Here is a 24,836-nt window from a genome sequence, read left to right as displayed (position 1 = left end):
CAACGTACCCGCCGTGCGGGGTCCGTCGTGTCCGCCCGCGCGCCGGTTCAGAGGAGGCGCCGCAGGCGCAGGAGGTCGCCGACGCTCGCGTCCACCCTGACCCTGCGGCCCAGGAGGGCGCGGGCGGCGTCCAGGCGGTCCTCGGCCAGGGCTACGAGGTCGTCGCTGTCGACGGTGACCCGCACCTGCGGTTCGGGGGCCGCGCGGTCGGCGGGCCGGTGGGTGAGACCGGTCAGGCCCTCGACCGTCAGGCGCATGTCGAAGGCGGTCGCCAGGTCCGGGACCACCACGCTGACGGAGCGCTCGCGGATGTGCTTGCGCCGCCTCTCCTCCGGCTGGGAGAGGATGCGCCGGTTGATCTTCTCGATTCCCACGAGACAGGCGTCGATGCTGCTCATGGCGACATCATGCCCTACCGCGCGGTGCCGGGAATCCTTCTGGGTCCACCGTGACGAATGGGATGGCCTGCCGCGAACGCGTGTCAACGGCGGCCCCGCAGGGGTAGCGTGGGAAGCGCCCCCCGCTGCGCAGTGGCCCCTGCTTCCCGGGCCCTTCCCCATTCTCCCGCGGTCCCATCAAGGAGCACCTGAATCATGGTCGTCGACGCGGTACGCACCTATCTCGATGCCGCCAATGGCCTCACCGAACTCTCGCGCAAGCAGGCCGTCGCCGCTGCCAAGACCCTGCTGCGGGCGAACGGCGCCGGAGGCCCCGCCCTCCCCGGGGCGGGAGAGGGCGACACCCCGCCTCCGCGGGTGGGGCAGAGCATCCAGGCCCTGGCGGGCGAGCTCATCGAGACCAGCCAGGCGAACAGGTCGGCCATCGCCGACCTGGTCCGCGCGGAGGTCGGGCGCCAGCTGGAGCGGATGGACGTGGTCCCGCGCGGTGAGCACGAGCGGCTGGTGCGCCGGGTCGCCGAGCTGGAGCGGCGGCTGGCCGCCCGCCACGCGGTGGAGAGGGCCCTGGCCCCCGAGGCGGCGGGGGCGTCCTCCCCGGCCTCCCCGGCGGTTCCGGCCGCCGGTCCCGCCGGGGAGGACGCGGACGCCGCCCGCGGACCCGCCGTCCCGCCGGAGACCGAAGGGGCCGCCGCGGGCGGGGCCCCCGAGGTCGCGGAGGCCCCCGGGGGCGAGGGTCCCGAGGGCTCCTCCGACGCCGCGGCCGACGGCCGGGACGGTGCCGGGGACGCCGACGGGGAGGCCGGGGAGGCCGGGGAGGCCGGAGCGGCCGGGACCAAGTCCAGAACGCGGGCCCCGGCCAAGACCGCGCGGGCGCGCTCCACCGCCAAGCGCACCCCCAAGGGCAAGGGCGCCGCGAAGAAGTAGAGTTCCGTCGAACGCGATCACCGGGAGAACCATGGACCCCAAGGAACAGGCCGAGGCCGTGGCCGAGCAGACCCTCAGCGGCACCCGGGAGCGCCTGGAATCACTGGGCTCCCGACCCACGTCCGAGCACGTCGAGGTCTTCGACGCCCTGCACCGGGAGCTGTCCGGTGTGCTCGGGGCGCTCGACCAGAACGCGAACACCCCCCGATAACTCTCGGTATCGTAGGTGACCATGGCAAAACGTACTCGGCTCGACGCGGAACTGGTCCGCCGCGGGCACGCACGCTCCCGGGGTCACGCCGCCGAGATCATCGACGGCGGGTTCGTCAAGGTGGCCGGGGTCGTGGCCTCCAAGGCCGCGACCCAGGTGGGCCAGGACCAGCCCATCGTGGTCAGGGCCCCCTCCGACGAACCCCCGTACGTCTCCCGGGGCGCCCACAAGCTCATCGGGGCCCTCGACGCCTTCGCCCTGGACGTCACCGGCCGCCGCGCGCTGGACGCCGGCGCCTCCACCGGCGGCTTCACCGACGTGCTGCTCCGCCGGATGGCGGCCCACGTCACCGCGGTCGACGTCGGCTACGGGCAGCTCGCCTGGGCGCTGCGCAGCAACGACCGGGTGCGGGTGATGGAGCGGGTCAACGTCCGCGAGCTCACCCCGGAGCAGATCGGCGACCCGCGCCCGGACCTGGTCGTCGGCGACCTGTCCTTCATCTCCCTGAAGCTGGTCCTGGGGCCGCTGAGGGACTGTGTGGCGGCCGGCGCCGACTTCGTGCTCATGGTCAAGCCGCAGTTCGAGGTCGGCAGGGACAAGGTCGGCGCGGGGGGAGTGGTCCGCGAGCCCGCGCTGCGCGCCGAGGCGGTCTCCGACGTCGCCGCCCACGCCCTCTCCCTGGGACTGGGCACCGTCGGCGTGACCGCGAGCCCGCTCCCCGGGCCCTCCGGAAACGTCGAGTACTTCCTGTGGCTGCGCGCGGGCGCCCCGGCCCTGGACCCGGCCGACCTGGCCCGGGCCGTCGAGGAGGGGCCGAGCTGACGGGCGTGGCACCGTGTCTCAGGTGTCCGGTAACGTGACCCGGCCGGGTCAGCGAAGGCTCCCGGCCAGTACTCGGGCTTCCCCGTCGGGGAGCGAACGTAAGGGGACGGCGATGACCAGCGGACGCAGTGTTCTCCTGCTGGCCCACACCGGCCGGCCCGCGGCGGTGCGCAGCGCGCAACTGGTCCACGAGAGCCTCAGCCGCGCCGGCCTGACCGTGCGCATGCTCAAGGCCGAGGTCGAGGAACTGGCCGCGGTGGGCTGCGTGCTCTCCCCGATCGAGGCCGTCGGGTCCGCGGACGCGGCGGAGGGGGTGGAGCTGGTCATGGTCCTCGGCGGCGACGGCACCCTGCTGCGGGCCGCCGAGATGGCCCGGCCCGCCGGGGCGCCGCTCCTCGGGGTGAACCTGGGCCACGTGGGCTTCCTCGCCGAGGCCGAGCGCGAGGACCTGGGCGCCACCGTGCGCAGCGTCGTCAACCGCGACTACGACGTCGAGGAGCGCATGACCCTGGAGGTCGCGGTCTTCAACGGGGGGCGCAACAACGGGGCCCCGTCGGTGCGCTCCTGGGCGCTCAACGACGCCACGCTGGAGAAGGGCGAGTCCCGGCGCATCCTGGAGGCCGTCCTGGAGATCGACGGCCGTCCGCTCTCCCGCTGGGCCTGCGACGGGGTGGTGTGCGCCACCCCGACGGGGTCCACGGCGCACGCGTTCTCGGCGGGGGGACCGGTGGTGTGGCCCGACGTGGAGGCCCTGCTGGTCGTGCCGCTCAGCGCGCACGCCCTGTTCGCGCGGCCCCTGGTCGTGGGGCCGAACGCCACCATCGCCTTCGAGGTGCTCCCGGACACGGCGCCGGGGGTGCTCTGGTGTGACGGACGGCGTATGGTCGAATTGCCCGCGGGGGCACGAATCGAGATCACCCGTGCCGATACGCCGGTCCGGCTGGCCCGGTTGCACCGGGCGCCGTTCACCGACCGCCTGGTGGCCAAGTTCGGCCTTCCGGTCGCGGGTTGGCGCGGGCGTGTCGAGCACGGTCACTGAACGCGGAGTGCGTTCCGGCGCGGCGTTCGGGCGAGCGCGCGCAATGAAGCGGAGCCAACCACAGGAGAGGGATCGGTGCTCGAAGAAGTCCGTATCCAGGGACTCGGGGTCATTGACGACGCCGTTTTGGAGTTGTCACCGGGGCTGACCGTCGTCACGGGCGAGACCGGCGCGGGAAAGACCATGGTCGTCACCGGGCTCGGGCTGCTCTTCGGCGGGCGGGCCGACCCCCAGCGCGTACGGCCCGGCGCCGACCGGGCGGTGGTGGAGGGGCGGCTGACCGTTCCCGCCGGCGGCCGTGTGGCCGACCGCGTGCTGGAGGCGGGGGGCGACATCGACGACGACGTCCTCATCCTCACCCGGGCGGTGTCCGCCGAGGGCCGGTCGCGCGCCACGATGGGCGGGCGCTCGGCCCCCGTCAGCCTGCTCGCCTACCTCGCCGACGACCTGGTGGCGGTCCACGGGCAGTCGGACCAGCAGAGGCTCCTGCGCGCCGACCGGCAGCGCTCCTCGCTGGACCGCTTCGCCGGCGAGCAGCTGGCGAAGGCCGCCAAGCAGTACACCCTGGCCTACCGCCGCCACCGGGAGGTGGCCGCGGAGCTCGAGGAGCTGGTCGAGCGGGCGCGCGAGCGCGCCCAGGAGGCCGACATGCTCCGCTTCGGGGTGGAGGAGATCTCCGCGGCCGAGCCCCTGCCGGGCGAGGACGCCGAACTCCTGGCCGAGGAGACGCGGCTGGCGCACGCCGACGGCCTGCGCGTGGCGGCGACCACCGCCCACGAGGCCCTGGCGGGGGACCCCGCCTCCGACGTGGAGGTCGACGTGGCCGCGCTGCTCTCCGCGGCCCGCCAGGCGGTGGCCTCCGTCCGCGAGCACGACGCGGAGCTGGCCGCCATCGGCGACCGGCTGGACGAGGCGTCCTACATCCTCACCGACGCGGCCACCGAACTGGCGTCCTACGCCGAGTCCGTGGACGCCGACCCCGGCCGCCTGGCCCAGGTGCAGGAGCGCCGCGCGCTCCTGACCTCCCTGTCCCGCAAGTACGGCGAGACCACGGACGAGGTGCTCGGCTGGGCCTCGGAGGCGGCCAAGCGGCTGGCGGACCTGGACAACGACGACGAGCGCATCGAGGCCCTGCGCGCCGAGGCCGCCGAGCTGCACGAGGGGCTGGACCGGTGCGCCGCGGAGCTGACGCGCGTCCGCACCGAGGCGGCCGACCGCTTCGGCGCGGCCGTCACCGAGGAGCTGACCGCCCTGGCCATGCCGCACGCCCGCGTGAGCGTGCGGATCACCACGGGCGAGGAGTTCGGCCCGTACGGACGCGACGAGGTCGAGGTCCTGCTGGCCCCGCACCCCAGTTCACCGCCGCTGGCGCTCAACAAGGGCGCCTCCGGCGGCGAGCTCTCCCGGGTGATGCTGGCCATCGAGGTGGTGTTCGCGGGGGCCGACCCGGTGCCGACGTTCGTCTTCGACGAGGTCGACGCGGGGGTGGGCGGCAAGGCCGCGGTGGAGATCGGCCGCCGCCTGGCCAAGCTCGCGCAGCGCTCCCAGGTCATCGTCGTCACCCACCTCCCGCAGGTCGCGGCGTTCGCGGACGCGCACCTGGTGGTGGAGAAGTCGACCGAGGGCCTGGTCACGGAGAGCGGCGTGGTGCGGTTGGACCGCGCCGGCAGGGTCCGCGAGCTGTCGCGGATGCTCGCCGGCTTGGAGGACTCCGAGCTGGGCCGCGCCCATGCCGAGGAGCTGCTCACCAACGCCGACCCGGAGCGCGCCTACCCCGCCGCCTGAGCGGGGAGCCCCGGGGCCCGCGGGGCGGATGTGTGAGACGGGCCCGTTCCCGGGTAGGGCGGTGGCAGGCCGCCGTCGGCGCCCCGTCGGGGTGATGGCGGCGGCCCTGCCCGAACACGCCGATCTCCCAGGTGTTATGACTTACCGTAGTCGCGTTCTGACAGTATGCCAGCGATGAAGGTAACGGATGCGCTCAGCGCCACAGTCATGCGGTTCCGCCGCTCCCGGGCGGACGCTCCCACAGGGCTGGTCGCGCCCGTCCGCTCGGACCGCCGCACCAAGAACCTGACCAAACGCCTCCGCCCCGGCGACATCGCCGTCATCGACCACGTCGACCTGGACCGGGTCAGCGCCGAGGCGCTGGTCGGCTGCGGGGTCTCGGCGGTGCTCAACGTCGCCAAGAGCATCAGCGGCCGCTACCCCAACCAGGGGCCGGAGATGATCGTCGCGGCGGGCATCCCCCTCGTCGACGACGTCGACCCCGAGGTTTTCACCCGGGTCCGCGACGGTGAGCGGCTCCGGTTGGAGGGCGCCACCCTGTACCGCGGCGACGAGGCGGTCGCCCGCGGGAACCTCCAGGACGCGGGGACCGTCAGCGCCGCGATGGCCGAGGCCCGGGCCGGGCTCGCCACACAGCTGGAGGCGTTCGCGGCCAACACCATGGCCTACCTCCAGCACGAGCGGGACCTGCTCCTGGACGGCATCGGGATCCCCGACATCGAGACCGACATGGAGGGGCGCCACGTCCTCATCGTGGTCCGCGGCTACCACTACCGCGAGGACATCGCCGCCCTGCGCCCCTACATCCGCGAGTTCCGCCCCGTCATCATCGCCGTGGACGGCGGCGCGGACGCGGTCATGGAGGGCGGCTACCGGCCCGACATCATCGTCGGCGACTTCGACTCGGTGTCGGACCAGGCCCTGGCGAGCGGCGCCGAACTCGTCGTGCACGCCTACCGGGACGGCCGGGCCCCCGGCCTCCCCCGGCTCACCGACCTCGGCTACGACGCGGTGGTCTTCCCGGCGACGGGCACCAGCGAGGACGTGGCGATGATGCTGGCCGACGGCTCGGGCGCCGCCCTCATCGTGGCGGTGGGCACGCACGCCACCCTGGAGGAGTTCCTCGACAAGGGCCGCTCGGGCATGGCCAGCACCTTCCTGACCAGGCTCAGGGTGGGCGGGAAGCTCGTCGACGCCAAGGGCGTCAGCCGCCTGTACCGCTCGCGGATCTCGCCCTGGGCGCTGCTCGGGCTGGTCGCCGCCTGTCTGCTCACCATCGTGGTCGCCGCCTACAGCTCACCGGCGGGACAGGTCTACCTCACCTTTCTCGCGGCGCGCTGGGACGTGTTCTCCTACTGGCTGACGGGACTGCTGACGTGATCGATTTCCGCTACCACCTGGTGTCCATAGTCGCGGTGTTCCTCGCGCTCACCGTGGGGCTGGTCCTGGGGACCACCATGCTCCAGGACCCGCTGCTGAACACCCTCCAGTCCGAGACCGCGGACCTGCGCGGCCAGAGCGAGGACCTGCGCTCCGAGCGCGACGTCGCGGACAAGGTCAACGCCGGAGCCGACGAGATGGCCGAGGCCGTGTCCTCGGACATGCTCGACGGCCGCCTCACCGGCCTGGGCGTGGTCGTGGTGACGGCCCCGGGGGCCAACCCCGAGGTGGCCGACGGGCTCGCCGAGCGGGTCGAGGAGGCGGGCGGCGAGGTCGTCGGCCGGGTCGCCGTCACCGACGCCCTCGTGGACGCGGGCAACGCCACCTTCGTCGACGAGCTGTCGATCCAGGTCTCCCAGGACCCCGACGGCCTGACCGGAGGACCCTACGAGAAGGCGGGCACGGAGCTCGGGCGCGCCCTGGCGGCCGCCGGGGAGGCCGGGGACGGGGACGAGGAGGGCGCCGGACGGGAGACGGAGGACCCGCGGGACGCGGAGGAGTCCCCCGGAGGGGGCGGCGCCCACGACGCCGAGGCCGTCCTGGACGCCTTCTCCGAGGGCGGCCTGGTCCAGGTCGAGGGCGACCCGGCCGTGTCCGCCGACGCCCTGGTCGTCCTCGCGCCGGCGGCGGGGGCCGCCGACGGGGCCGACCGGGAGGCCGTCAACGCGGTGCTCACCACCGTCACCACCGCCCTGCACCGGGAGGTCGGCGCCGCCGTCCTCGCCGGGGACGTGCCGTCCTCCCGGGGCGACGGGATGCTCGCGCAGGCCCGCGCGGCCGAGCCGGAGTTCGCCACCGCGGACGTGACCGGGCGCCCCATGGGCGACATCATCGCCGTTCTGGCCCTGGCCGAGAACCTGGAGGGGGGCGCCGGGGCGTACGGGATCGGTGAGGGGGTGCGGGGGTTCCTGCCCGACCCGCTGCCCGCCGCCCGCGAGGCGGAGGACGCGGCGTCCGGCGCCGCGGAGGAGGCGGCGACCGGCGGGAGGGGCGGCGCCGACGAGTCCCGCCGCACCGTCAGGGGCGGGGAGTGACGCCCGTGCGCCCCCACTCCGTGCGCCGGTCCGCGCCCGTGCCCGCCTGCGGCGGGCGCCGTCCCGCCCCGTCTCCCGTCCGCTCCCTCGCGCAGGGCCTGGCGGGCGCCGTGGTCGGCGCGGCCGCCGCCCGGGCCGCCTACGCCGTGCTCACCCTGCCCGAACGCGCCTGCGCCCCCGCCGGGCCGGGGGCGGGCGGTGCGACCGGCACGGCGCCCGGCGACCCCGGAGCGGAGGACCCCGCGGGGGGACCCGGTGCGGACGCCCCCTCCGCCTGGCTGCGCCGCAACTTCCGGGGCCGCGTCGTCACCCTCCAGGAGGGCCCGGCCCTGGCCTCGGGGGTGTGCGCCGCCAGCCTCCTCGTCCCCGGGCCGGCGCCGCGTGTGCGCGCCGCGTCCGCCCTCGCCGCGGCGGGGGCCGCCGCGTTCGGGGCCTACGACGACCTCTCGGGCAACGGCCATGCCCGTGGCCTGCGCGGACACCTGTCCGCGCTCGCTCGCGGAGAGGTCACCACCGGCCTGGTCAAGATGGTCGGCATCGGCGCCACCGGGGTCGCCGCCGCCTCCCTGCTGCGCCGCGGGCCGGTGGACACCCTGGTGGACGGTGCGCTCATCGCGGCCGGCGCCAACCTGGTCAACCTGTTCGACCTGCGCCCCGGGCGCGCCGCCAAGTTCGCCCTCCTCGCCGCGGCGCCGGCCCTGGCCTCGCCCGCGGCGCCCCTGCTCGGCCCGGTGGTGGGCGCCTGTTCCGCGCTGCTCCCCGACGAACTGGCCGAGCGCTCCATGCTGGGCGACGCGGGGGCCAACGCCCTGGGCGCGGCCCTCGGGGCCGCGGCCGTCGCGCAGGCGCCGCGCCCGGTGCGCCTGGCGCTGTTCGGCGCGGTGGCCGCCCTGACCCTGGCCAGCGAGGTGACCAGTTTCTCCCGTGTCATCGACCGCGTCCCGGCCCTGCGCCGCCTCGACCAGTGGGGCAGGCGCCCCGTCCTGAGGACGGCCGCCGGAGGGGCGGAGGACGGCGGACGCACGGGTGCTCCGGGCGAAGGGCGCCCGGTGGGAAGGTGCGCGTGAGGTGTCCGCGGTGGCCCGCGCCGTCCACGGCGTGACGAGCGGTGTCGGCGCGGCGGCGGCGCTCATCGCGGTGGCCACCGTGGGGGCGCGCCTGGCCGGGTTCGGCCGCACGGTGGTCTTCTCGCAGACCGTCGGCGACACCTGTCTGGGCACCGCGTACGTCACCGCGAACCAGATCCCCGCCGTCCTGTTCGAGATCGTCATCGGCGGGGCGCTCACGGCCGTGGTCGTCCCCGTCATGGCCTCGGCCGCCGCCCGCGGCGACCACGACCAGGTGCGCCGCACCGCGTCCGCGCTCATCACCTGGGTGCTGCTCCTGTCCGTCCCGCTGTCCGCCCTGCTCGCCCTCGCGGCGCCCCCGGTGACGGCGCTGATGCTCGGTGCCGGGGCCGGCTGCGACGGGGAGGCGCTGCTCGCCCTGTCCTCCCGCATGCTCGTGGTCTTCGCACCCCAGATCGTCTTCTACGGGCTGGCCTCGGTCCTGTACGGCGTCCTCCAGGCCCACCGCAGGTTCCTGGCTCCCGCGCTGGCCCCTCTGCTGTCCAGCCTCGTGGTGATCGCCGCCTGCCTGGCCTTCGTGCCGCTGGGCGGCGGCCACCGCCAGGACGTCGCGGGCCTGCCCGCCGCGGCGGAGCTCACCCTGTCGCTCGGCACCACGGCGGGGGCGGCGGCCCTGTTCCTGACGGTGCTCGGCCCCGCCGCGCGGCTGAGGGTGGGGCCCCGGCCGCGCCTGAGGTTCCCCGCCGGGGTGGGGGAGCGGGTGCGCTCCCTGGCGGCGGCGTCACTGCTGCCGCTGGCGGCCATGCAGGTGTGCCTCCTGCTCTCGGTGGCCCTGGCCAACTGGGGCGGGGGTCCGGGGGCGGCCGTGCTCTACACCTACGCGTGGGCCCTGTTCACCCTCCCGTACGGGGTGATCGCGGTTCCCATCGCGACGAGCGCCTTCACCGCCCTCGCCGTGGCCCACGCCGAACACGACCGGGAGGGGTTCGCCGCGCTCGCCGCCGGAGGCGCCCGTGCCTGTGTGGTGGCCACCGCGGGGGTGGGCACCGCGCTCGCGGCCGCCGCCGCCCCGGTGGCCGGGGTCTTCGCCCAGCAGGATCCGCAGACCCTCGAACGGGCCCTGCTGGCCTACGCCCCGGGTGTGGTGGGCTTCGGCCTGGTCGCCCTGCTCAGCCGGGCCCTGTACGCGTCCCACCACGGACGTTCCGCAGCCGCCGCCCAGGTGGTGGGATGGCTCGTGGTGACGGTGTGCGCCGCGCTCCTCGTGTGGCTGCTCCCTCCCGGGTGGTCGATCGCCGGGCTGGGCGCTGCCAGCACGGTCGGCCTGACCCTGGCGGCCGTACTGCTGTGCGCCGGCGTGGCGCGCGCGCACGGCCGCGGCGCCCTGGCCGGCGTGGCGCGCTCGGTGCTGGCCGCCGCCCTCGGCGGCGGCGCCGGGTGGGCGGCGGGCCGGGCGGTCGCCGGGCTCCTGCCCGCCGACGGGGTGTGGCAGTCGGCGGGGGCCGCCGCCGCGGCGGGCGCCGCGGGGCTGGGGGTCTACGCGGCGGTCGCGGCCCTGGCGGACCGCGCCGCCGTGCGGGCCGTCGCCGACCGGGCCAGGACCGTACTCGAACGCAGGAGGGGGAAGCGGTGAACGGCAGGATCGCGCTGGTCGTCGGTACCAGCACAGGAGGCGTCGGCCGTCACGTCCGCTCACTGGGCGCGGGACTGCGCGCCCGCGGGTACCGCGTGGCGGTGCTCGGCCCGGCGGAGGCCGAGCAGGAGTTCGGGTTCACCTCGGAGGGCCTGCGCTTCTCGCCGGTGCCCATCGGCCCCGCCCCCTCTGCGGGGGACCCCGGCGCGGTGCTGCTCCTGCGCTCGCTGACGCGTGGCGCGGATGTGGTGCACGCGCACGGGATGCGCGCCGGTGCGCTCTGCGCGCTGGCGGGCGTACGGCCGCTGGTGGTGACCGCGCACAACGCGCCGCCGTCGGTCGGGGGCCTCCTGGCCCTGGCCTACCCCCTCCTGGAGCGGATCGTGGCCCACCGCGCCGACGCGGTGCTGGGAGTGTCCGGCGACCTGGTGCGGCGGATGCGCGCCCTCGGGGCGCGGGAGGCCCGCCTCGCGGTGGTGGCCGCGCCGGAGACGGGGACGCCGCTGAACGGGCGCGAGGCCACGCGCGCCGACCTGGCGGTCCTGCCCGAGCGCCCCCTGCTGTTGACCATCGGCAGGCTCGCGGAGCAGAAGGGGCTGCACATGCTCCTGGACGCGGCGCCCTCCATCGCCGACCGCAGCCCGGAGCCGGTGATCGCGATCGCCGGGGACGGCCCCCTGTGGGGCCGCCTGCACGACACGGCGGCGGAGATGGACGCCGACGTGCGCATGCTCGGCCACCGCTCGGACGTGGCCGACCTCCTCGCCGCCGCGGACGTGTTCTGCCTCACCAGCCAGTGGGAGGGGCCGTCTCTGGTGATCATGGAGGCGCTGAGGGCCGGGCTCCCCGTGGTCTCCACCCGGGTCGGGGGGATCCCCGACCTGTACGCGGGGACGGTGCTGATGGTGCCGCCGGGGGACACGGCGGCGTTCGCGGCCGCGGTGGGCCGGGTCCTGGACGACCCCGTGCTGGCGGCGGACCTGCGGACCCGTTCACGGGAGACCGCGCGGACGCTGCCGACCGAGGAGGACGCGGTGGAGGCCGCCGCCTCCGTGTACAAGTCGGTGCTCCGCCGCTGAGCCGCCGCGCGCCGGACGGCGGGGCGCGGCGGGATCCCCCGGACCGGGGTTCCGGGCCGGGGGACCCCTACCCGGGGGCCTGACCCCTGTGTCCCGGGGGAGCCATGGATACCACCGCCGCCGCGACTTCCCGGGGGAGCCGGAGGATGCCATCCTGATCCGTGGGTCCGAAGGTGTGTCACAGCGTGCGCACGACCGGTACCCTGGGTTTCACGTGAGGGGAGTATCCCTGTCGCGGCGGTGTCGTCATCACGGAGTACAGAGTCGTTCTCCCGGTGCCGTCGGTTCACGTCCTCCGGACGTGAGCGGGAGAGACCTCCGGTAGTTCGACGTGCGTGCACACTGCTCGCGCGCACCAACCGGAGGAGAATCCGTCTGTGGACGTTCCCATGTGGGTGTGGGCTGCGACGATCGGTGGAATGATCGCCGTCCTGGTGATCGACCTGGCCATCGTCGACCACCCCTGGAGCAAGAAAAAGGGTCCCCAGGAGTTCGGGATCAAGCAGGCTGCCTGGTGGGCGGCCTTCTACATCGGCATCGCCATCCTCTTCGGTTTCGGGGTCTGGTACTTCGGCGGCGGTTCGGCCGGCGCGGAGTACTTCGCGGGCTTCGTCACCGAGAAGAGCCTGAGCATCGACAACCTCTTCGTGTTCTACCTCCTCATGGGCTCCTTCGCGGTGCCCAAGAAGTACCAGCACGAGGTCCTGCTCGTCGGCATCGTGATCGCGCTCGTCATGCGCGGCATCTTCATCGTCCTCGGCGCCCAGGTGATCAACGCCTGGAGCGAGGTCTTCTACCTCTTCGGCGCCTTCCTGATCTACACCGGTTACAAGATCCTCCGTGACCACATCAAGGGCGACGAGGAGGAGAAGGACTTCACGCAGACCCCCGTGGTCCGACTGGTCAAGCGCTTCTGGCCGGTCAGCAGCGAGTACCACGGCGCCAAGCTGACCGTGAAGCTCGACGGCAAGCGCCACGTCACCCCGATGCTCCTGGTCATCCTCGCGATCGGCGTCATCGACCTGGTCTTCGCCGTCGACTCCATCCCGGCGATCTTCGGCCTGACCCAGGACGCCTACATCGTCTTCACCGCCAACGCCTTCGCCCTGCTGGGCCTGCGCCAGCTGTACTTCCTGCTGGCCGGCCTCATGGACCGCCTGGCCTACATCAGCTGGGGCCTGTCGGCGATCATGCTGTTCATCGGCGTGAAGATGATCTTCCACGCGCTGCACGAGAACGGCATCCACATCGTCGACATCGGCATCGGCACCTCGCTGACCGTGATCCTCGGCATCATGACGATCACCATCGTCGGAAGCCTCGTCAAGTCCAGGGTCGACGAGCGCAACAAGCCCGCCGTCGAGGAGGAGAAGGACGTTCCGGCCGACAGGTCCTGATTGCGGGCGGGCGGCCTGCGGGCCGCCCGCGGACATCCTGCGATTCGGCCTTTTTCGAACAGCTGTTCGTCTATAGTGGTGGTGTCCTGGCGCGTGAGCGCCGGGGCGCCACCACTTCTCCGTAGTGGAAGAAACCGACGTCGGCGATCGTTAGTCTTGACGGACGGGGAAGGCCGGAGCCCTCCCCGCATCCCCTCACCGGCCCGATTCCGAGGCCGAGGCGGTCGCCCGAGGCCGTTCGCCCGCCACGCCGCGAAGCCACACACGGGTCGCCCGCCGTCATCGGACGCGGTCCGCGACCCGGTGCGCCTATGCCGAAGGATGTCTCACTCGATGGTCGAACAACTGGTAGTCCGGGGAGCCCGAGAGCACAACCTCAAGGACGTCTCGCTGGACCTGCCGCGTGACTCCATGATCGTGTTCACCGGCCTGTCGGGGTCGGGGAAGTCGTCGCTGGCCTTCGACACGATCTTCGCCGAGGGGCAGCGGCGCTACGTCGAGTCCCTCTCGGCCTACGCGCGCCAGTTCCTCGGCCAGATGGACAAGCCGGACGTGGACTTCATCGAGGGCCTGTCCCCGGCGGTGTCCATCGACCAGAAGTCCACCAGCCGTAACCCGCGTTCCACCGTCGGCACCATCACCGAGGTGTACGACTACCTGCGCCTGCTGTGGGCCCGCATCGGCGTGCCGCACTGTCCGGAGTGCCGTCGGGAGATCGCGCGGCAGACGCCGCAGCAGATCGTGGACCGTGTCCTGGAGATGACCGAGGGCACCCGCTTCCAGGTGCTGGCCCCGGTCGTGCGCGGACGCAAGGGCGAGTACACCGAGCTCTTCAAGGACCTGCAGTCCAAGGGCTACACCCGGGCGGTCGTGGACGGCGAGGCGGTGCGCCTGGACGAGGCGCCCAAGCTGGGCCGCTACGACAAGCACGACATCGCCGTGGTCGTGGACCGTCTCTCCGTCAAGGAGGGCGCCCGAGGCCGGCTCAACGACTCCGTCGAGACCGCGCTCAAGCTCGCCGGCGGCACCATCGTCCTGGACTTCGTGGACCTGGACGCCGACGACGCCGAGCGGGAGAAGGTGTTCTCCGAGCACCTCTACTGCCCCTACGACGACCTCTCCTTCGAGCAGCTCGAACCCCGCTCCTTCTCCTTCAACGCCCCCTACGGCGCCTGCCCCGACTGCTCGGGCCTGGGCACCCGCATGGAGGTCGACGCCGAACTGCTGGTCCCGGACCCGGAGAAGACGCTGTCCGAGGGCGCCATCGGCCCCTGGTCGGGCGGGCCCAACAGCGGCTACTGGGAGCGCATCCTGACCGCGGTCGGCGAGGCCGTCGGGTTCGACCTGGACACCCCCTGGGAGAGGCTGCCGCGCCGCGCGCGCAAGGCGCTCCTGGAGGGGCACGACACCCAGGTCCACGTCACCTACCGCAACAGGTACGGGCGCAACCGCTCCTACTACACCGAGTTCGAGGGCGTCATCCCCTGGGTGAAGCGCCGCCACTCCGAGACCGAGAGCGACTACGGTCGCGAGCGGCTGGAGGGGTACATGCGCACCGTGCCCTGCCCCACCTGCGACGGGACCCGCCTCAAGCCGGTCGTGCTGGCCGTGACGGTGGGCGGCCGGTCCATCGCCGAGGTCGCGCAGATGTCGCTCACCGACAGCGCGGCCTTCCTCGCCGGGCTCAAGCTCTCCGACCGCGACGCGGTCATCGCGGCCCAGGTCCTCAAGGAGATCAACGCCCGCCTCGGCTTCCTGCTCGACGTCGGCCTCGACTACCTGAGCCTGGCCCGCTCCTCCGGGTCGCTCTCCGGCGGCGAGGCCCAGCGGATCAGGCTGGCCACGCAGATCGGCTCCGGTCTGGTGGGGGTGCTGTACGTGCTCGACGAGCCGTCCATCGGCCTGCACCAGCGCGACAACGCCCGCCTCCTGGAGACCCTCCAGCGGCTGCGCGACATCGGCAACACGCTGATCGTGGTCGAGCACGACGAGGACACCATCCGCGCCGCCGACTGGGTGGTGGACATCGGCCCCGGCGCGGGAGAGCACGGCGGGCACGTCGTGGTGTCGGGCATCGTGGACGAACTCCTCACCTCCGAGACGTCGCTGACCGGCGAGTACCTGTCCGGCCGGCGCGTCATCGCGCTCCCCGAGGGGCGGCGCCCCCTCACGAAGGGGCACGAGCTGGTGGTGAAGGGCGCCCGTGAGAACAACCTCCACGGGATCGACGTCGCGTTCCCGCTGGGCGTGTTCACGGCCGTCACGGGGGTGTCCGGTTCGGGCAAGTCCACCCTGGTCAACGAGATCCTGTACAAGGCGCTGGCCAAGGAGCTCAACGGGGCGCGCGACGTGCCCGGCCGGCACGTGCGGGTCAACGGCATGAACAAGGTCGACAAGGTCGTGCACGTCGACCAGAGCCCGATCGGGCGCACCCCGCGCTCCAACCCGGCCACGTACTCCGGGGTCTTCGACCACATCCGCAAGCTGTTCGCGCAGACCACCGACGCCAAGACGCGCGGCTACCAGCCCGGCCGGTTCTCCTTCAACGTCAAGGGCGGCCGCTGCGAGGCCTGCGCCGGCGACGGCACGCTCAAGATCGAGATGCAGTTCCTGCCCGACGTCTACGTGCCCTGCGAGGTCTGCCACGGCGCCCGGTACAACCGGGAGACCCTCCAGGTCCACTACAAGGGCAAGAGCATCTCCGAGGTGCTCAACATGCCCATCTCCGAGGCGCTGGAGTTCTTCGAGCCGATCAACGCCATCCGCCGCCACCTCCAGACCCTGGACGACGTCGGCCTGGGCTACGTCCGGCTCGGGCAGCCCGCCACCACCCTCTCGGGCGGTGAGGCCCAGCGCGTCAAGCTCGCGGCGGAGCTCCAGCGGCGCTCCACCGGCCGGACGGTGTACGTGCTGGACGAGCCGACCACGGGTCTGCACTTCGAGGACATCCGCAAGCTGCTGGGCGTGCTCAACCGGCTGGCGGACACCGGCAACACGGTGATCGTCATCGAGCACAACCTCGACGTCATCAAGACCGCGGACCACGTCATCGACATGGGACCCGAGGGCGGTTCGGGCGGCGGCACGGTGATCGCGGAGGGCACCCCGGAGGAGGTCGCGGCGGTCGCCGAGTCCTACACCGGGCGGTTCCTCGCCAAGCTGCTCTAGCAGTCAGGTGCCGGGCGGGTCCGCTCCCACCGGGTTCGGCGGGCCGGGCCCCGCCCTCCCGGGGCGGGACGCCCGGCCCCGGACGGCGGGGCCGGCCCCGGCGGGTCGGCTCCTTCGCGACGAGTGCCGCCGGGTGGGTACAGTCGGGCGTGTCCGTGCGCCACCCTGCCCCGCGCAGCCCCTCGACCGCCAGGAGGTCGGCCACCGCCATGAACGCTCCCCCGACCGGACCCGAACACGGAGTGCCGCCGGAGGGCCGCCAGGAGCCGCCCCGCGACCGGGCGCACGGGTACGCCCCCGCGGACCCGGCCGAGACCACCGTGCCCGGCACCGGGCACGCGGCCCCCTCCGCCCCTCCCGGGCCCGAGCGGCTGTACCCGCTGGCGGGCTGGCGGACCCGGGTCGCGGCCAGGCTCGTCGACCTCGTCGTGGTCGCCCTGCCCGCGCTGCTCGTCGGACTCGTCGTGACGCTGGCCTGGGTCGGGGTCCAGCAGGTCTCCGACGGGTCGACGCAGGGCATCGAGGACCGGTACCCGGTCTTCCTGTCGGTGATCTGGTTCGCGTTCTGCACCGGCTACGAGACCTTCGCCCTCGCCCGTCGGCACCAGACCCTGGGCAAGCGCCGGATGGGGCTGAAGGTGGCGCCGGCGGAGGGCGCCGGCAGCCTGGGCGCCGTGCGCATCACCGCCCTGGTCGTGCGCGCCGCACTGCCGGCGCTGCCCTTCCTGTTCGTGTACCTGCTGTTCTTCGCCCTCGGCTGGCTCTGGTGGCTGCTGGTCGCCCTCATGGTGGTGCTCACCGGCGGCATGGCCGCCTGGAACAGGCCCAACCGGCAGGGCCTGCACGACAGGATCGCGGGCACCGTGGTGCTCGACGTCGCCGACCCGCAGGCGCCCCCGCCGGCCCCGTAGCCCCGACCGGAAGGGCTTCCCGAGGGACCCGGCACAGGGCACCCCCCGACGCCTACTACATTGTGTAGTAGGGCCACTAACCGTCGTGCGACACGCATCATGCGAGGTCAGGGGGACGGTACCACGACCGTCGTGCAACAGGTAGTGCGGTCAATCCAAGACCGCACTACCTAGGTGCGAGAGTGTCCGGGATCGGCCAAACGGTCACAAGCACCACCGGCCACCGGCTACGCTCGCCCTTCAGCCGCGCATCCCCCGCTCGCCGCACGGCAGTTCCTCCGCGGCTCCCGCTCGCCGCTCCGCACCATGAAGACTCGGAGCTCCCCCATGTCCTACGGACCCTACGGACAGGCCGTCCCCCCGCCCCAGCCCCCGAAGCAGGGCATGTCCACCGGCGCGAAGATCGGCCTCGGCTGCGGAGGCTGCCTCGGCGTCTCCCTGCTCCTCTTCCTCTTCGTGGGCTGCGTCGCCGTCATCGGCTCCGACACCCCCGAGGCCTCCTCCCCGCCCGCGGCGACCGCGACCACCGAGGAAGAGGTCGACGAGGCCACTTCCGAGGAGACCGAGGAGGAGGTCGAGGAAGAGCCGGAGGAAGAGCCTGTCGAGGAGGACACCTCCACCATCGGCGACGGCATCCACCAGGTCGGCTCCGGCATCGCCCCCGGCGTCTACACGACCGACGGCCCGAACCCGGACGACCTGCTCCCCATGTGCTACTACGCCCGACTCTCGGGGCTGAGCGGGGAGTTCGACGAGATCATCACGAACAACAACATCGAGGGCCCCGGCACACTCGAGGTCGCCGAGTCCGACGCCGCCCTGGAGCTGTCCGGCGGCTGCGAGTGGACCCTCCAGGACTGATCCACCCCACATGAAGACGCCCCGGCGCGGTGGTTGCACACCACGCCGGGGCTGGCACACCTCTACAGGCCAAGGAGCCAGAGATGCGCGTGAAGAACACCGTACCGCCCCCTACCCGAAACTCCTCCGCCGCCCTCCTTGCCGCCATCTACGGGGGGCGCGCGGAGGTGTCCGGTGTCTGAGTCCACGACCGAGCGGGGCGAGATTACCGAGATACGGGCCCGGCCCGGAGGGGCCGCGGCGGCGCAGGGGCGCTGCCTCGCGCAGCTCGTTCGGGGTGGTTCCGGTGAACGGCCACGCCACCAGCTCCGTGAACGGGCGGGTGATCACCCAAGTCGCCAGCGGGTGGTTGTCCAGGTCGATAGGGCCCTCACAGCTCAGCACGTACCCGATGAACCGGTCCGCTTCCAGGCCCGTGTCCAACTGGCTGAGGAGGCGGGGGCGCGCCGAGCCGGTGCAGCAGGTGGCGGAGTCGCAGGTACGACCCGGCGGGGACGGACATGAGCGGGCGCCGCCCGGACTCCCACCCCTGGAGGGTGGACACGTCCACCCGGGCCTGCTCGGCGAGCTGCTCCTGGGTGAGGCCCACCGTCTGCCGAATCGCCTTGAGGACGTACCCAGAGACGCGCCCTTCGCGGTCGGAGCCGGCCCGCAGGGCCGAACCCTGACTGGTGGTCAGGGTTGAGGGGCGGCGCTGCTGTGCCATGGGGGTCTCCGAGAGGGTGCACTCGTACCAGCAGTCCGTTCTGCGCTGGTGACGTGGTCCGTAGCGTCGTAGCCACGATAAATGGAGGGGAGCCGCCGTGGGGCCGACGCCACGACAACAAGGCCGGAGTCAGCGACTGGAGGTGAGGGCCGCATGATGCTCCCCGCGCTGCGTGCCCGCCGGCCCCGTCCCGTACCCGCACCGGATCCGGTTCGAGGACCCCGCCCGGCACGGCATCGTCCTGGGCCACGAGCGCGACTACACCGACCTCACCAACTGGGTGCACGTCGTGGCCCCGGCCCCGGCGGCGCGGTGCGTCGACCAGATCGCGACCGCCCTGGTCTCTAACGCCCACCGGCACACCCGCAGCGGTGACCCGGGCGGCACCGTGCGCGTCGCCATCCACGTCGACGCCTTCCTGCTCACCCTGCGCGTGACCGACAACGGCCCCCGGGCGGGCGACACCATCCCCTACCCGCGCCTCGGCGAGCAGCGGCCGTCTCCGGTCTCCGGCTTGTATCTGGTCGACCAGCTGACCGTGTACTGGGACTGGGAGTGGCGGGGCACCACAATGGGCCCGCTCACAGCCCGCGCGGTGGTGGAGAACCCATGAGCCGGAGGAAAACATCGCTTCGCCCCGGGTTGTCCAGGCCGTGATAGTCCGGGTGGTAGAGGAGGCCGACCAGGCCGCCGAGGCGCATCCCGGTGTCGGCGAACACCCTGAGGATGGCCTCGTCACGGATGTCGTCGAAGCCCCGGTCCCGGCCGCCGCAGGTCTTGATCATCGCGGCGACCTGGTCCTGGGTGAGGGGCGGGCGAGGGGTGTCGTTGGGGGAGGGCATGTGCACGTCGAGCATGGGGTTCTTCCCGGCCGTCACCATCCGCTCATGCACGGCCCAGGCCCAGAAGGCACCCGCGTTCCTGTAGTGGTGCAAGGCGTTGCCCGAGCTCGACTCCGCGGCGAGGACGTCGAGCCAGTCGGTGATCTCCTCGGCGCCCACCTTCTTCAGCGTCCGGGGGTGGCCGGCCTCCTCGAGGTGGGCGTCGAGCAGGCGCAGGGACTTAAGGTAGTTGCGGATCGTGTACGGCGATGCGGGCTTCTTCTGCTTCTTCGTGGCGGTCCCGGATCGGAGGGCCCGCTCCCACGACTTTCCGAGGGTCAGGAGCGGGCTCGCCGACGTTTTTTCTGGCACGTACTACTCCGGTGGTCGAGGGTGGTCGTCGTTCGGCAATAGTGCTGCCGACGACCGTCGTGCTACTGGATGAATTTGCCTCGCCGGAGCGTCTTCGCAGGTCAGGTGCATGATCAGCCCCGAATCAAACCGGGGGTTGTGCTGTACTACATTGTGTAGTGATATTTCCGCGCAGGTGAGGGAGCGTTCGGTCGTGGCCGGTAAGAGGACGTGCGGGTGCGGGGTGAGCAGGCGGGCCCTGCTCGGAACGGCGGGCGCGGCGGCGGCCGTCACGGCCGTGAGCGCCTGCGGCGGGGAACCGCCCCGTCCGCAGGACGTCCGGCGCGGCCAGGTGATCGGCCAGACCACCGAGGTCCCCGAGGGGGCGGGCGCGGTCTTCCACCACAGCAAGCTGGTGGTGACCCAGCCGGAGAAGGACGACTACCGGGCGTTCAGCGCCTCCTGCACGCACGGGGGCTGCACCGTCCAGGAGGTCGACGACGTCATCCGGTGCCTGTGCCACGGCAGCGAGTTCGACATCTCGACGGGCGAGGTGGTCACCGGTCCGGCGCAGGAGCCGCTGGAGGGGTTCACCGTCACGATCGACGGTGAGGACATCATCCTGGACTGACGTCCGCAGGAGCGCCCCGGAGCCGTGGCCCGGCCCCGGGGCGGACCGGCCCAGCGCACACGACGGCGCCCGGAGCGCGCAGCCCCGGGCGCCGTTCGCACGGGGTCAGCTCTCCCCGGGGTCCCCTCCGGGAGGGCCGGTGACGCCGTTCGGCTCCCGGCGGCGGAACGCCGAGGTGGGGAACTGCGTGGCGTACGAGGCGTCGTCGTCCCCCGAGACGAACTCGGTGCGGTTGCGCGGCAGCGACTCCGGGTAGTGCGCGACCAGCCAACCGATCAGGTGTTCGCGGATCTCGCAGGCGATGTCCCACTGGGCCCCGGTGTCGGCGGCGGTCGCCACGACCCGCACCACCACCTCGCCCGTCTCGGTGACGTCGACGACCTGGCACGACCAGCTGCGCCCGTCCCAGTTGGAGCTGGAGGTGATCAGGCGGCCGGCCTCCTCGCGCAGCTCCGCGATCGGGACCTCCCAGTCCAGGGGGAGCATGACCTTCGCGGTGATCGCGGTGCCCTGCTTGGTCCAGTTCTCGAAGCTGGTCGTGGTGAAGTTGGCGACCGGCACGACCAGGCGGCGCTCGTCCCAGATCTTGATGGTGACGTTGACCAGGCTCAGCTCCTCGACGCGCCCCCACTCGCCCTCGACCACGACCACGTCGCCGATGCGCAGCGCGTCGCTGAAGGCCAGCTGGAGGCCGGCGAACAGGTTGCTCAGGGTCGACTGGGCCGCGACACCGGCGACGATGCCGATGATGCCCGCGGAGGCCAGCAGCCCGGCGCCGAGCGCCCGCACGGAGTCGAACGTGAACAGTATCGACGCGATGGCCAGGACCACGATGACCGACGTGATGACCCGGCGCAGCAGCCGCACCTGGGTCTGGAGGCGCCGGGCCTTGCGGTCGGCGTCTCCGTTGGCGACCGACAGCCGTGCCAGGACCATGTCGGTGACGGCGTGCGCCAGGCTGATGCCCAGCGCCGTCAGCGACCCGATCATGAGGATCTGCATCGCGTGCTCGATGACCTGGTACGTGCTCCAGGGCACGTCCGACCGGTCGGGCAGTGCCAGGTTGGCGCCGACCACCGCGGCCGCCGTGTAGCCGGAGACGCGCGTGCGCGCGACCACGTAGTCCGCGACCCGCCAGGCCTTGGCCAGCTTGTTCTTGAGCACCCATCTGATGGCGAACACCAGCAGCAGGGCGAGCGTGACGGCGATGCCGATCGCGATCCATTGGGAGGGGTCCACGACGAGGGTCCTCCTTGTCGTTCATGTCCGGAAGTTCGTCTGTACCCGCCCAACCTAGACCATGCAGATGCGCAATCGTGACGTTTGCATGACCAAGGGCGCACCCGCACGCGCGGGCCGGGCCCGGGGCCCCGCCGCCACAGGGGCGCCGGGGCCTCCGGCGGCCGGCGTGAGCCCCGCCACGGCGCCCCCGGGCGGGCCGCGAGTGGCCGTCTGTCCCCCCGACCTACCAGAATGGGGTCATGGCTGTGACTCCTCACCTGCGTCCCGCGCCCGGATCCATCCCGACCTCTCCGGGCGTCTACCGGTTCAGGGACGCGTCGGGGCAGGTGATCTACGTCGGCAAGGCCAAGAGCCTCCGGTCCCGGCTCTCCTCCTACTTCCGGGACTTCGCGGGGCTGCACCCGCGCACCCAGCAGATGGTCTCCACCGCGGCCGACGTCGACTGGACGATCGTCGGGACCGAGGTGGAGGCGCTCCAGCTGGAGTACTCCTGGATCAAGCAGTACAACCCCCGGTTCAACGTCAAGTACCGCGACGACAAGAGCTACCCCTACCTGGCGGTGACCCTCAACGAGGAGTTCCCCCGGGTCCAGGTCATGCGCGGCGCCAAGCGCCGGGGGGTGCGCTACTTCGGCCCCTACTCCCACGCCTGGGCCATCCGGGAGACGGTCGACCTGCTGCTGCGGGTCTTCCCGGTGCGCACCTGCTCGGCGGGGGTGTTCCGCGGCGCGCGCAACAGCGGACGCCCGTGCCTGCTCGGCTACATCGGCAAGTGCGTCGCGCCGTGCGTGGGCAAGGCCACCCCGGAGGAGCACCGCGAGCTCGCCGACGACTTCTGCTCCTTCCTGGCCGGGGACACCGGGCGGTTCATCCGCGAGCTGGAGGCGCGCATGAAGGAGGCCGCCGGGGAGATGGAGTACGAGCGCGCCGCGCGCATCCGCGACGACATCGAGGCCCTGCGCGCCGCCCTGGAGAAGCAGGCCGTCGTCCTGCCCGACTCCACCGACTGCGACGTCATCGCCATGGCCGACGACCCGCTGGAGGCGGCGGCGCAGATCTTCCATGTGCGCGGCGGCCGCATCCGCGGACAGCGCGGCTACGTGGTGGACAAGGTCACCGACGCCGGCCCCGCGGAGCTCATGCGGACGTTCCTGGGCCAGCTCTACGGGGCGGCCGAGGGCACGGACGAGACCGCGGGCACCGGCACCGCCGTCCCGCGCGAGGTCCTGGTCTCGCACGAGCCCGCCGACCCCGAGGCGCTGGCCGCCTGGCTCTCCGGGCACCGGGGCTCCGCCGTCGACCTGCGGGTGCCGCAGAGGGGGGACAAGAAGTCCCTCATGGAGACGGTCGAGAAGAACGCCAGGGAGGCGCTTGCCCGGCACAAGACCCACCGGGCGGGGGACCTGAGCACGCGCAGCCGCGCCCTCAACGAGATCCAGGAGGCCCTCGACCTGGCCGAGGCCCCGCTGCGCATCGAGTGCTACGACATCTCCAACCTCCAGGGGGAGCACGTGGTCGCCTCCATGGTGGTGTTCGAGGACGGGCTGGCGCGCAAGTCGGAGTACCGCCGCTTCTCCATCCGTGGCAGCGGGGAGGGCGACCGGGAGCAGCACGACGTCGCCGCCATGTACGAGGTCGTCAGGCGCCGGTTCCGCCGCTACCTGGAGGAGAGCTCCAGGAGCGGCGAGGTCGCCCGGATGGGCGAGACCGGCGACCCGGGTGGCCACCGGACCGACGACGAGCCCTCACCCGGGAAGTTCGCCTACCCGCCTAACCTGGTGGTGGTGGACGGGGCCAGGCCCCAGGCCGAGGCGGCGCGCCGCGCGCTGGACGAACTCGGCATCGAGGACGTGGCCGTCTGCGGCCTGGCCAAGCGTCTGGAGGAGGTGTGGCTGCCCGGCGACGAGGACCCGGTGATCCTGCCGCGCACCGGCGAGGGCCTGTACCTGCTCCAGCGGCTGCGCGACGAGGCGCACCGCTTCGCCATCGCCTACCACCGGCAGAAGCGGGCCAAGGCGCTGACCGGCAGCAGCCTGGACGAGCTCCCCGGGCTGGGCCCGGCGCGAAGGTCCGCCCTGATCAAGGAGTTCGGCTCGGTGAAGAGACTTGCCTCGGCCTCGGCCGAGGAGATCGCGAACGTGCCCGGCATCGGCCCCAAGCTGGCCGAGACCGTGCACGCGCACCTGTCCGGCGGCCCCGCCGGACGGGACGGGGAGGGTGACGGGGCCTCAGCAGGAGACACCACTGACGGGGAAGGAGACACATGACGGTCGAACTGGGCGGGGAGCTGCCGCCCGAGGTGGTCATCGTCACCGGGATGTCCGGTGCGGGCCGCAGCACGGCGGCCAGGGCCCTGGAGGACCTGGACTGGTTCGTGGTGGACAACCTGCCACCGGGCCTTCTGCCCACGATGATCGAGCTGGCCGGCCGCACGCACGGGGCGGTCCCCCGGGTCGCGGTGGTCGTGGACGTGCGCTCGCTGGCCTTCACCGAGGACCTGCTGTCCACGGTGGAGGAGCTGCGCAAGCGCGACATCGTCGCGCGGGTGCTCTACCTGGAGGCGGGGGACGACGCCCTGGTCCGCCGCTTCGAGGGGGTGCGCAGGCCGCACCCGCTCCAGGGCGACGGCCGCCTGACCGACGGCATCGCGCGCGAGCGCGAGACGCTGCTCGCCGTCCGCGGCGAGGCGGACCTGGTCATCGACACCTCGCAGCTCAACGTGCACCAGCTCAAGGCCCGGGTGATCGGCTTCTTCGGCGAGAGCGACGAGTCCCGGCCGCGCGCCAACGTGGTCTCCTTCGGCTTCAAGCACGGGCTCCCCGTCGACGCCGACCTCGTCCTCGACTGCCGTTTCCTCCCCAACCCCCACTGGGTGCCGGAGCTCAGGCCCATGAACGGCCGCGACGCGCCGGTGAGCGACTACGTCCTGTCCCAGGACGGGGCGAAGGAGATGCTGGAGGCGTACGCCGAGGTCCTCAGGCTGACCATCGCCGGATACCAGCGCGAGGGCAAGCACTACATGACCCTCGCGGTGGGCTGTACCGGCGGCAAGCACCGGAGCGTGGCCATGGCCGAGCAGTTCGCCGACCGGCTGCGCGGACAGGGGGTGGACGTGCACGTCGTGCACCGCGACGTGGGCCGGGAGTAGGGGAGGGCGGGGGCGGTCGGCCGGCGGCCCCCGCGCCGCGGGGGCGCCGACGCGGCCGGAGCCGGGGCGGTCGCGCGCCCGGGGGCGGCGGGGCGGGTCAACCGAATCGCCAAGAGGGGCGTCTTCCCCTAGATTGGCCCGGTCACCGCTGGTGCCGTTCCCCGCGCG

The 24,836-nt window shown here is 73.0% G+C and carries 22 protein-coding genes; 18 read left to right on the top strand and 4 right to left on the bottom strand.

Translation table 11 applies throughout. The features are described 5' to 3' along the window. Nucleotides 1-47 precede the first annotated feature (47 nt). A complete protein-coding gene (locus ACIRPH_RS27885; RefSeq protein ID WP_402919537.1) occupies nucleotides 48-398 on the bottom strand; it encodes an SCP2 sterol-binding domain-containing protein in 351 nt (116 codons plus the stop codon). A gap of 195 nt (nucleotides 399-593) precedes the next feature. Between ACIRPH_RS27885 and ACIRPH_RS27880 the strand changes: the two genes are divergently transcribed. The 14 genes from ACIRPH_RS27880 to ACIRPH_RS27815 all read left to right on the top strand — a co-directional run bounded on the left by ACIRPH_RS27880 (nucleotide 594) and on the right by ACIRPH_RS27815 (nucleotide 17,769). Continuing rightward, on the top strand, nucleotides 594-1,322 hold the full coding sequence (locus ACIRPH_RS27880) for a membrane fusogenic activity family protein (RefSeq protein ID WP_402919535.1): 729 nt from the start codon (nucleotides 594-596) through the stop codon (nucleotides 1,320-1,322). Nucleotides 1,323-1,353: 31 nt separating this feature from the next. Then, a complete protein-coding gene (locus ACIRPH_RS27875; RefSeq protein WP_402919533.1) occupies nucleotides 1,354-1,533 on the top strand; it encodes a hypothetical protein in 180 nt (59 codons plus the stop codon). A 21-nt stretch (nucleotides 1,534-1,554) separates the two neighbouring features. Continuing rightward, the gene (locus tag ACIRPH_RS27870; RefSeq protein WP_402919531.1) at nucleotides 1,555-2,355 is read left to right on the top strand and encodes a TlyA family RNA methyltransferase; all 801 of its coding nucleotides are present in this window, start codon (nucleotides 1,555-1,557) and stop codon (nucleotides 2,353-2,355) included. Between the two features lie 112 nt (nucleotides 2,356-2,467). Next, a complete protein-coding gene (locus ACIRPH_RS27865) occupies nucleotides 2,468-3,394 on the top strand; it encodes an NAD kinase (RefSeq protein ID WP_402919529.1) in 927 nt (308 codons plus the stop codon). Between the two features lie 75 nt (nucleotides 3,395-3,469). Continuing rightward, entirely contained in the window at nucleotides 3,470-5,179 is a 1,710-nt protein-coding gene (recN, locus tag ACIRPH_RS27860) for a DNA repair protein RecN (protein ID WP_402919527.1), read from the top strand. A gap of 207 nt (nucleotides 5,180-5,386) precedes the next feature. Then, nucleotides 5,387-6,559 carry a putative cytokinetic ring protein SteA gene (gene steA / locus ACIRPH_RS27855; RefSeq protein WP_402919585.1) on the top strand — a complete coding sequence of 391 codons (1,173 nt, stop codon included), beginning with the start codon at nucleotides 5,387-5,389 and terminating at the stop codon, nucleotides 6,557-6,559. After that, on the top strand, nucleotides 6,556-7,653 hold the full coding sequence (locus ACIRPH_RS27850; protein ID WP_402919525.1) for a copper transporter: 1,098 nt from the start codon (nucleotides 6,556-6,558) through the stop codon (nucleotides 7,651-7,653). The genes steA and ACIRPH_RS27850 overlap by 4 nt, the downstream gene beginning before the upstream one ends. Before the next feature lie 38 nt (nucleotides 7,654-7,691). Continuing rightward, the gene (locus ACIRPH_RS27845; RefSeq protein WP_402919583.1) at nucleotides 7,692-8,720 is read left to right on the top strand and encodes a hypothetical protein; all 1,029 of its coding nucleotides are present in this window, start codon (nucleotides 7,692-7,694) and stop codon (nucleotides 8,718-8,720) included. A gap of 10 nt (nucleotides 8,721-8,730) precedes the next feature. After that, complete coding sequence (gene murJ, locus ACIRPH_RS27840; protein ID WP_402919581.1) at nucleotides 8,731-10,353, top strand: murein biosynthesis integral membrane protein MurJ; 1,623 nt, start codon at nucleotides 8,731-8,733, stop codon at nucleotides 10,351-10,353. Beyond that, a complete protein-coding gene (locus tag ACIRPH_RS27835) occupies nucleotides 10,350-11,432 on the top strand; it encodes a glycosyltransferase family 4 protein (RefSeq protein WP_402919523.1) in 1,083 nt (360 codons plus the stop codon). Before murJ ends, ACIRPH_RS27835 begins: the two co-directional genes overlap by 4 nt. A 377-nt stretch (nucleotides 11,433-11,809) precedes the next feature. Then, on the top strand, nucleotides 11,810-12,829 hold the full coding sequence (locus tag ACIRPH_RS27830; RefSeq protein WP_402919521.1) for a TerC family protein: 1,020 nt from the start codon (nucleotides 11,810-11,812) through the stop codon (nucleotides 12,827-12,829). Nucleotides 12,830-13,162: 333 nt separating this feature from the next. Continuing rightward, nucleotides 13,163-15,997: an excinuclease ABC subunit UvrA gene (gene uvrA / locus ACIRPH_RS27825; protein WP_402919519.1), complete on the top strand. Its 2,835-nt coding sequence runs from the start codon at nucleotides 13,163-13,165 to the stop codon at nucleotides 15,995-15,997. 209 nt (nucleotides 15,998-16,206) lie between these two features. After that, entirely contained in the window at nucleotides 16,207-16,908 is a 702-nt protein-coding gene (locus tag ACIRPH_RS27820) for an RDD family protein (protein ID WP_402919518.1), read from the top strand. A 327-nt stretch (nucleotides 16,909-17,235) separates the two neighbouring features. Further along, on the top strand, nucleotides 17,236-17,769 hold the full coding sequence (locus ACIRPH_RS27815) for a hypothetical protein (protein WP_402919516.1): 534 nt from the start codon (nucleotides 17,236-17,238) through the stop codon (nucleotides 17,767-17,769). A gap of 370 nt (nucleotides 17,770-18,139) precedes the next feature. Here the strand turns inward: ACIRPH_RS27815 and ACIRPH_RS27810 are convergent, their stop codons facing one another. Next, entirely contained in the window at nucleotides 18,140-18,475 is a 336-nt protein-coding gene (locus ACIRPH_RS27810; RefSeq protein ID WP_402919514.1) for a helix-turn-helix domain-containing protein, read from the bottom strand. Nucleotides 18,476-18,647: 172 nt separating this feature from the next. Between ACIRPH_RS27810 and ACIRPH_RS27805 the strand changes: the two genes are divergently transcribed. Then, nucleotides 18,648-19,088: an ATP-binding protein gene (locus ACIRPH_RS27805; RefSeq protein ID WP_402919512.1), complete on the top strand. Its 441-nt coding sequence runs from the start codon at nucleotides 18,648-18,650 to the stop codon at nucleotides 19,086-19,088. On the opposite strand, the gene ACIRPH_RS27800 is transcribed toward ACIRPH_RS27805, so the two are convergent. Beyond that, on the bottom strand, nucleotides 19,057-19,668 hold the full coding sequence (locus ACIRPH_RS27800) for a tyrosine-type recombinase/integrase (protein ID WP_402919510.1): 612 nt from the start codon (nucleotides 19,666-19,668) through the stop codon (nucleotides 19,057-19,059). The two genes, ACIRPH_RS27805 and ACIRPH_RS27800, sit on opposite strands and share 32 nt — an antisense overlap. 223 nt (nucleotides 19,669-19,891) lie before the next feature. On the opposite strand from ACIRPH_RS27800, the gene ACIRPH_RS27795 reads away from it, so the two are divergent. Beyond that, nucleotides 19,892-20,278: a Rieske (2Fe-2S) protein gene (locus ACIRPH_RS27795; protein WP_402919579.1), complete on the top strand. Its 387-nt coding sequence runs from the start codon at nucleotides 19,892-19,894 to the stop codon at nucleotides 20,276-20,278. Between the two features lie 105 nt (nucleotides 20,279-20,383). Here the strand turns inward: ACIRPH_RS27795 and ACIRPH_RS27790 are convergent, their stop codons facing one another. Then, complete coding sequence (locus tag ACIRPH_RS27790) at nucleotides 20,384-21,517, bottom strand: mechanosensitive ion channel family protein (protein WP_402919508.1); 1,134 nt, start codon at nucleotides 21,515-21,517, stop codon at nucleotides 20,384-20,386. A gap of 242 nt (nucleotides 21,518-21,759) precedes the next feature. Here ACIRPH_RS27790 and uvrC point away from each other — a divergent pair, with 242 nt between their 5' ends. Next, nucleotides 21,760-23,787, top strand: a complete 2,028-nt coding sequence (gene uvrC / locus ACIRPH_RS27785) for an excinuclease ABC subunit UvrC (RefSeq protein WP_402919506.1) — start codon at nucleotides 21,760-21,762, stop codon at nucleotides 23,785-23,787. After that, nucleotides 23,784-24,668, top strand: a complete 885-nt coding sequence (gene rapZ, locus ACIRPH_RS27780) for an RNase adapter RapZ (protein ID WP_402919504.1) — start codon at nucleotides 23,784-23,786, stop codon at nucleotides 24,666-24,668. The genes uvrC and rapZ overlap by 4 nt, the downstream gene beginning before the upstream one ends. Nucleotides 24,669-24,836 lie beyond the last annotated feature (168 nt).

This window comes from Nocardiopsis sp. NPDC101807 (genome assembly GCF_044766605.1).
Taxonomy (GTDB): Bacteria; Actinomycetota; Actinomycetes; order Streptosporangiales; family Streptosporangiaceae; genus Nocardiopsis; species Nocardiopsis tropica.
The sequence above is the reverse complement of the archived record's forward strand: the minus strand, read 5'-3'. Positions and strand labels throughout refer to the sequence as shown.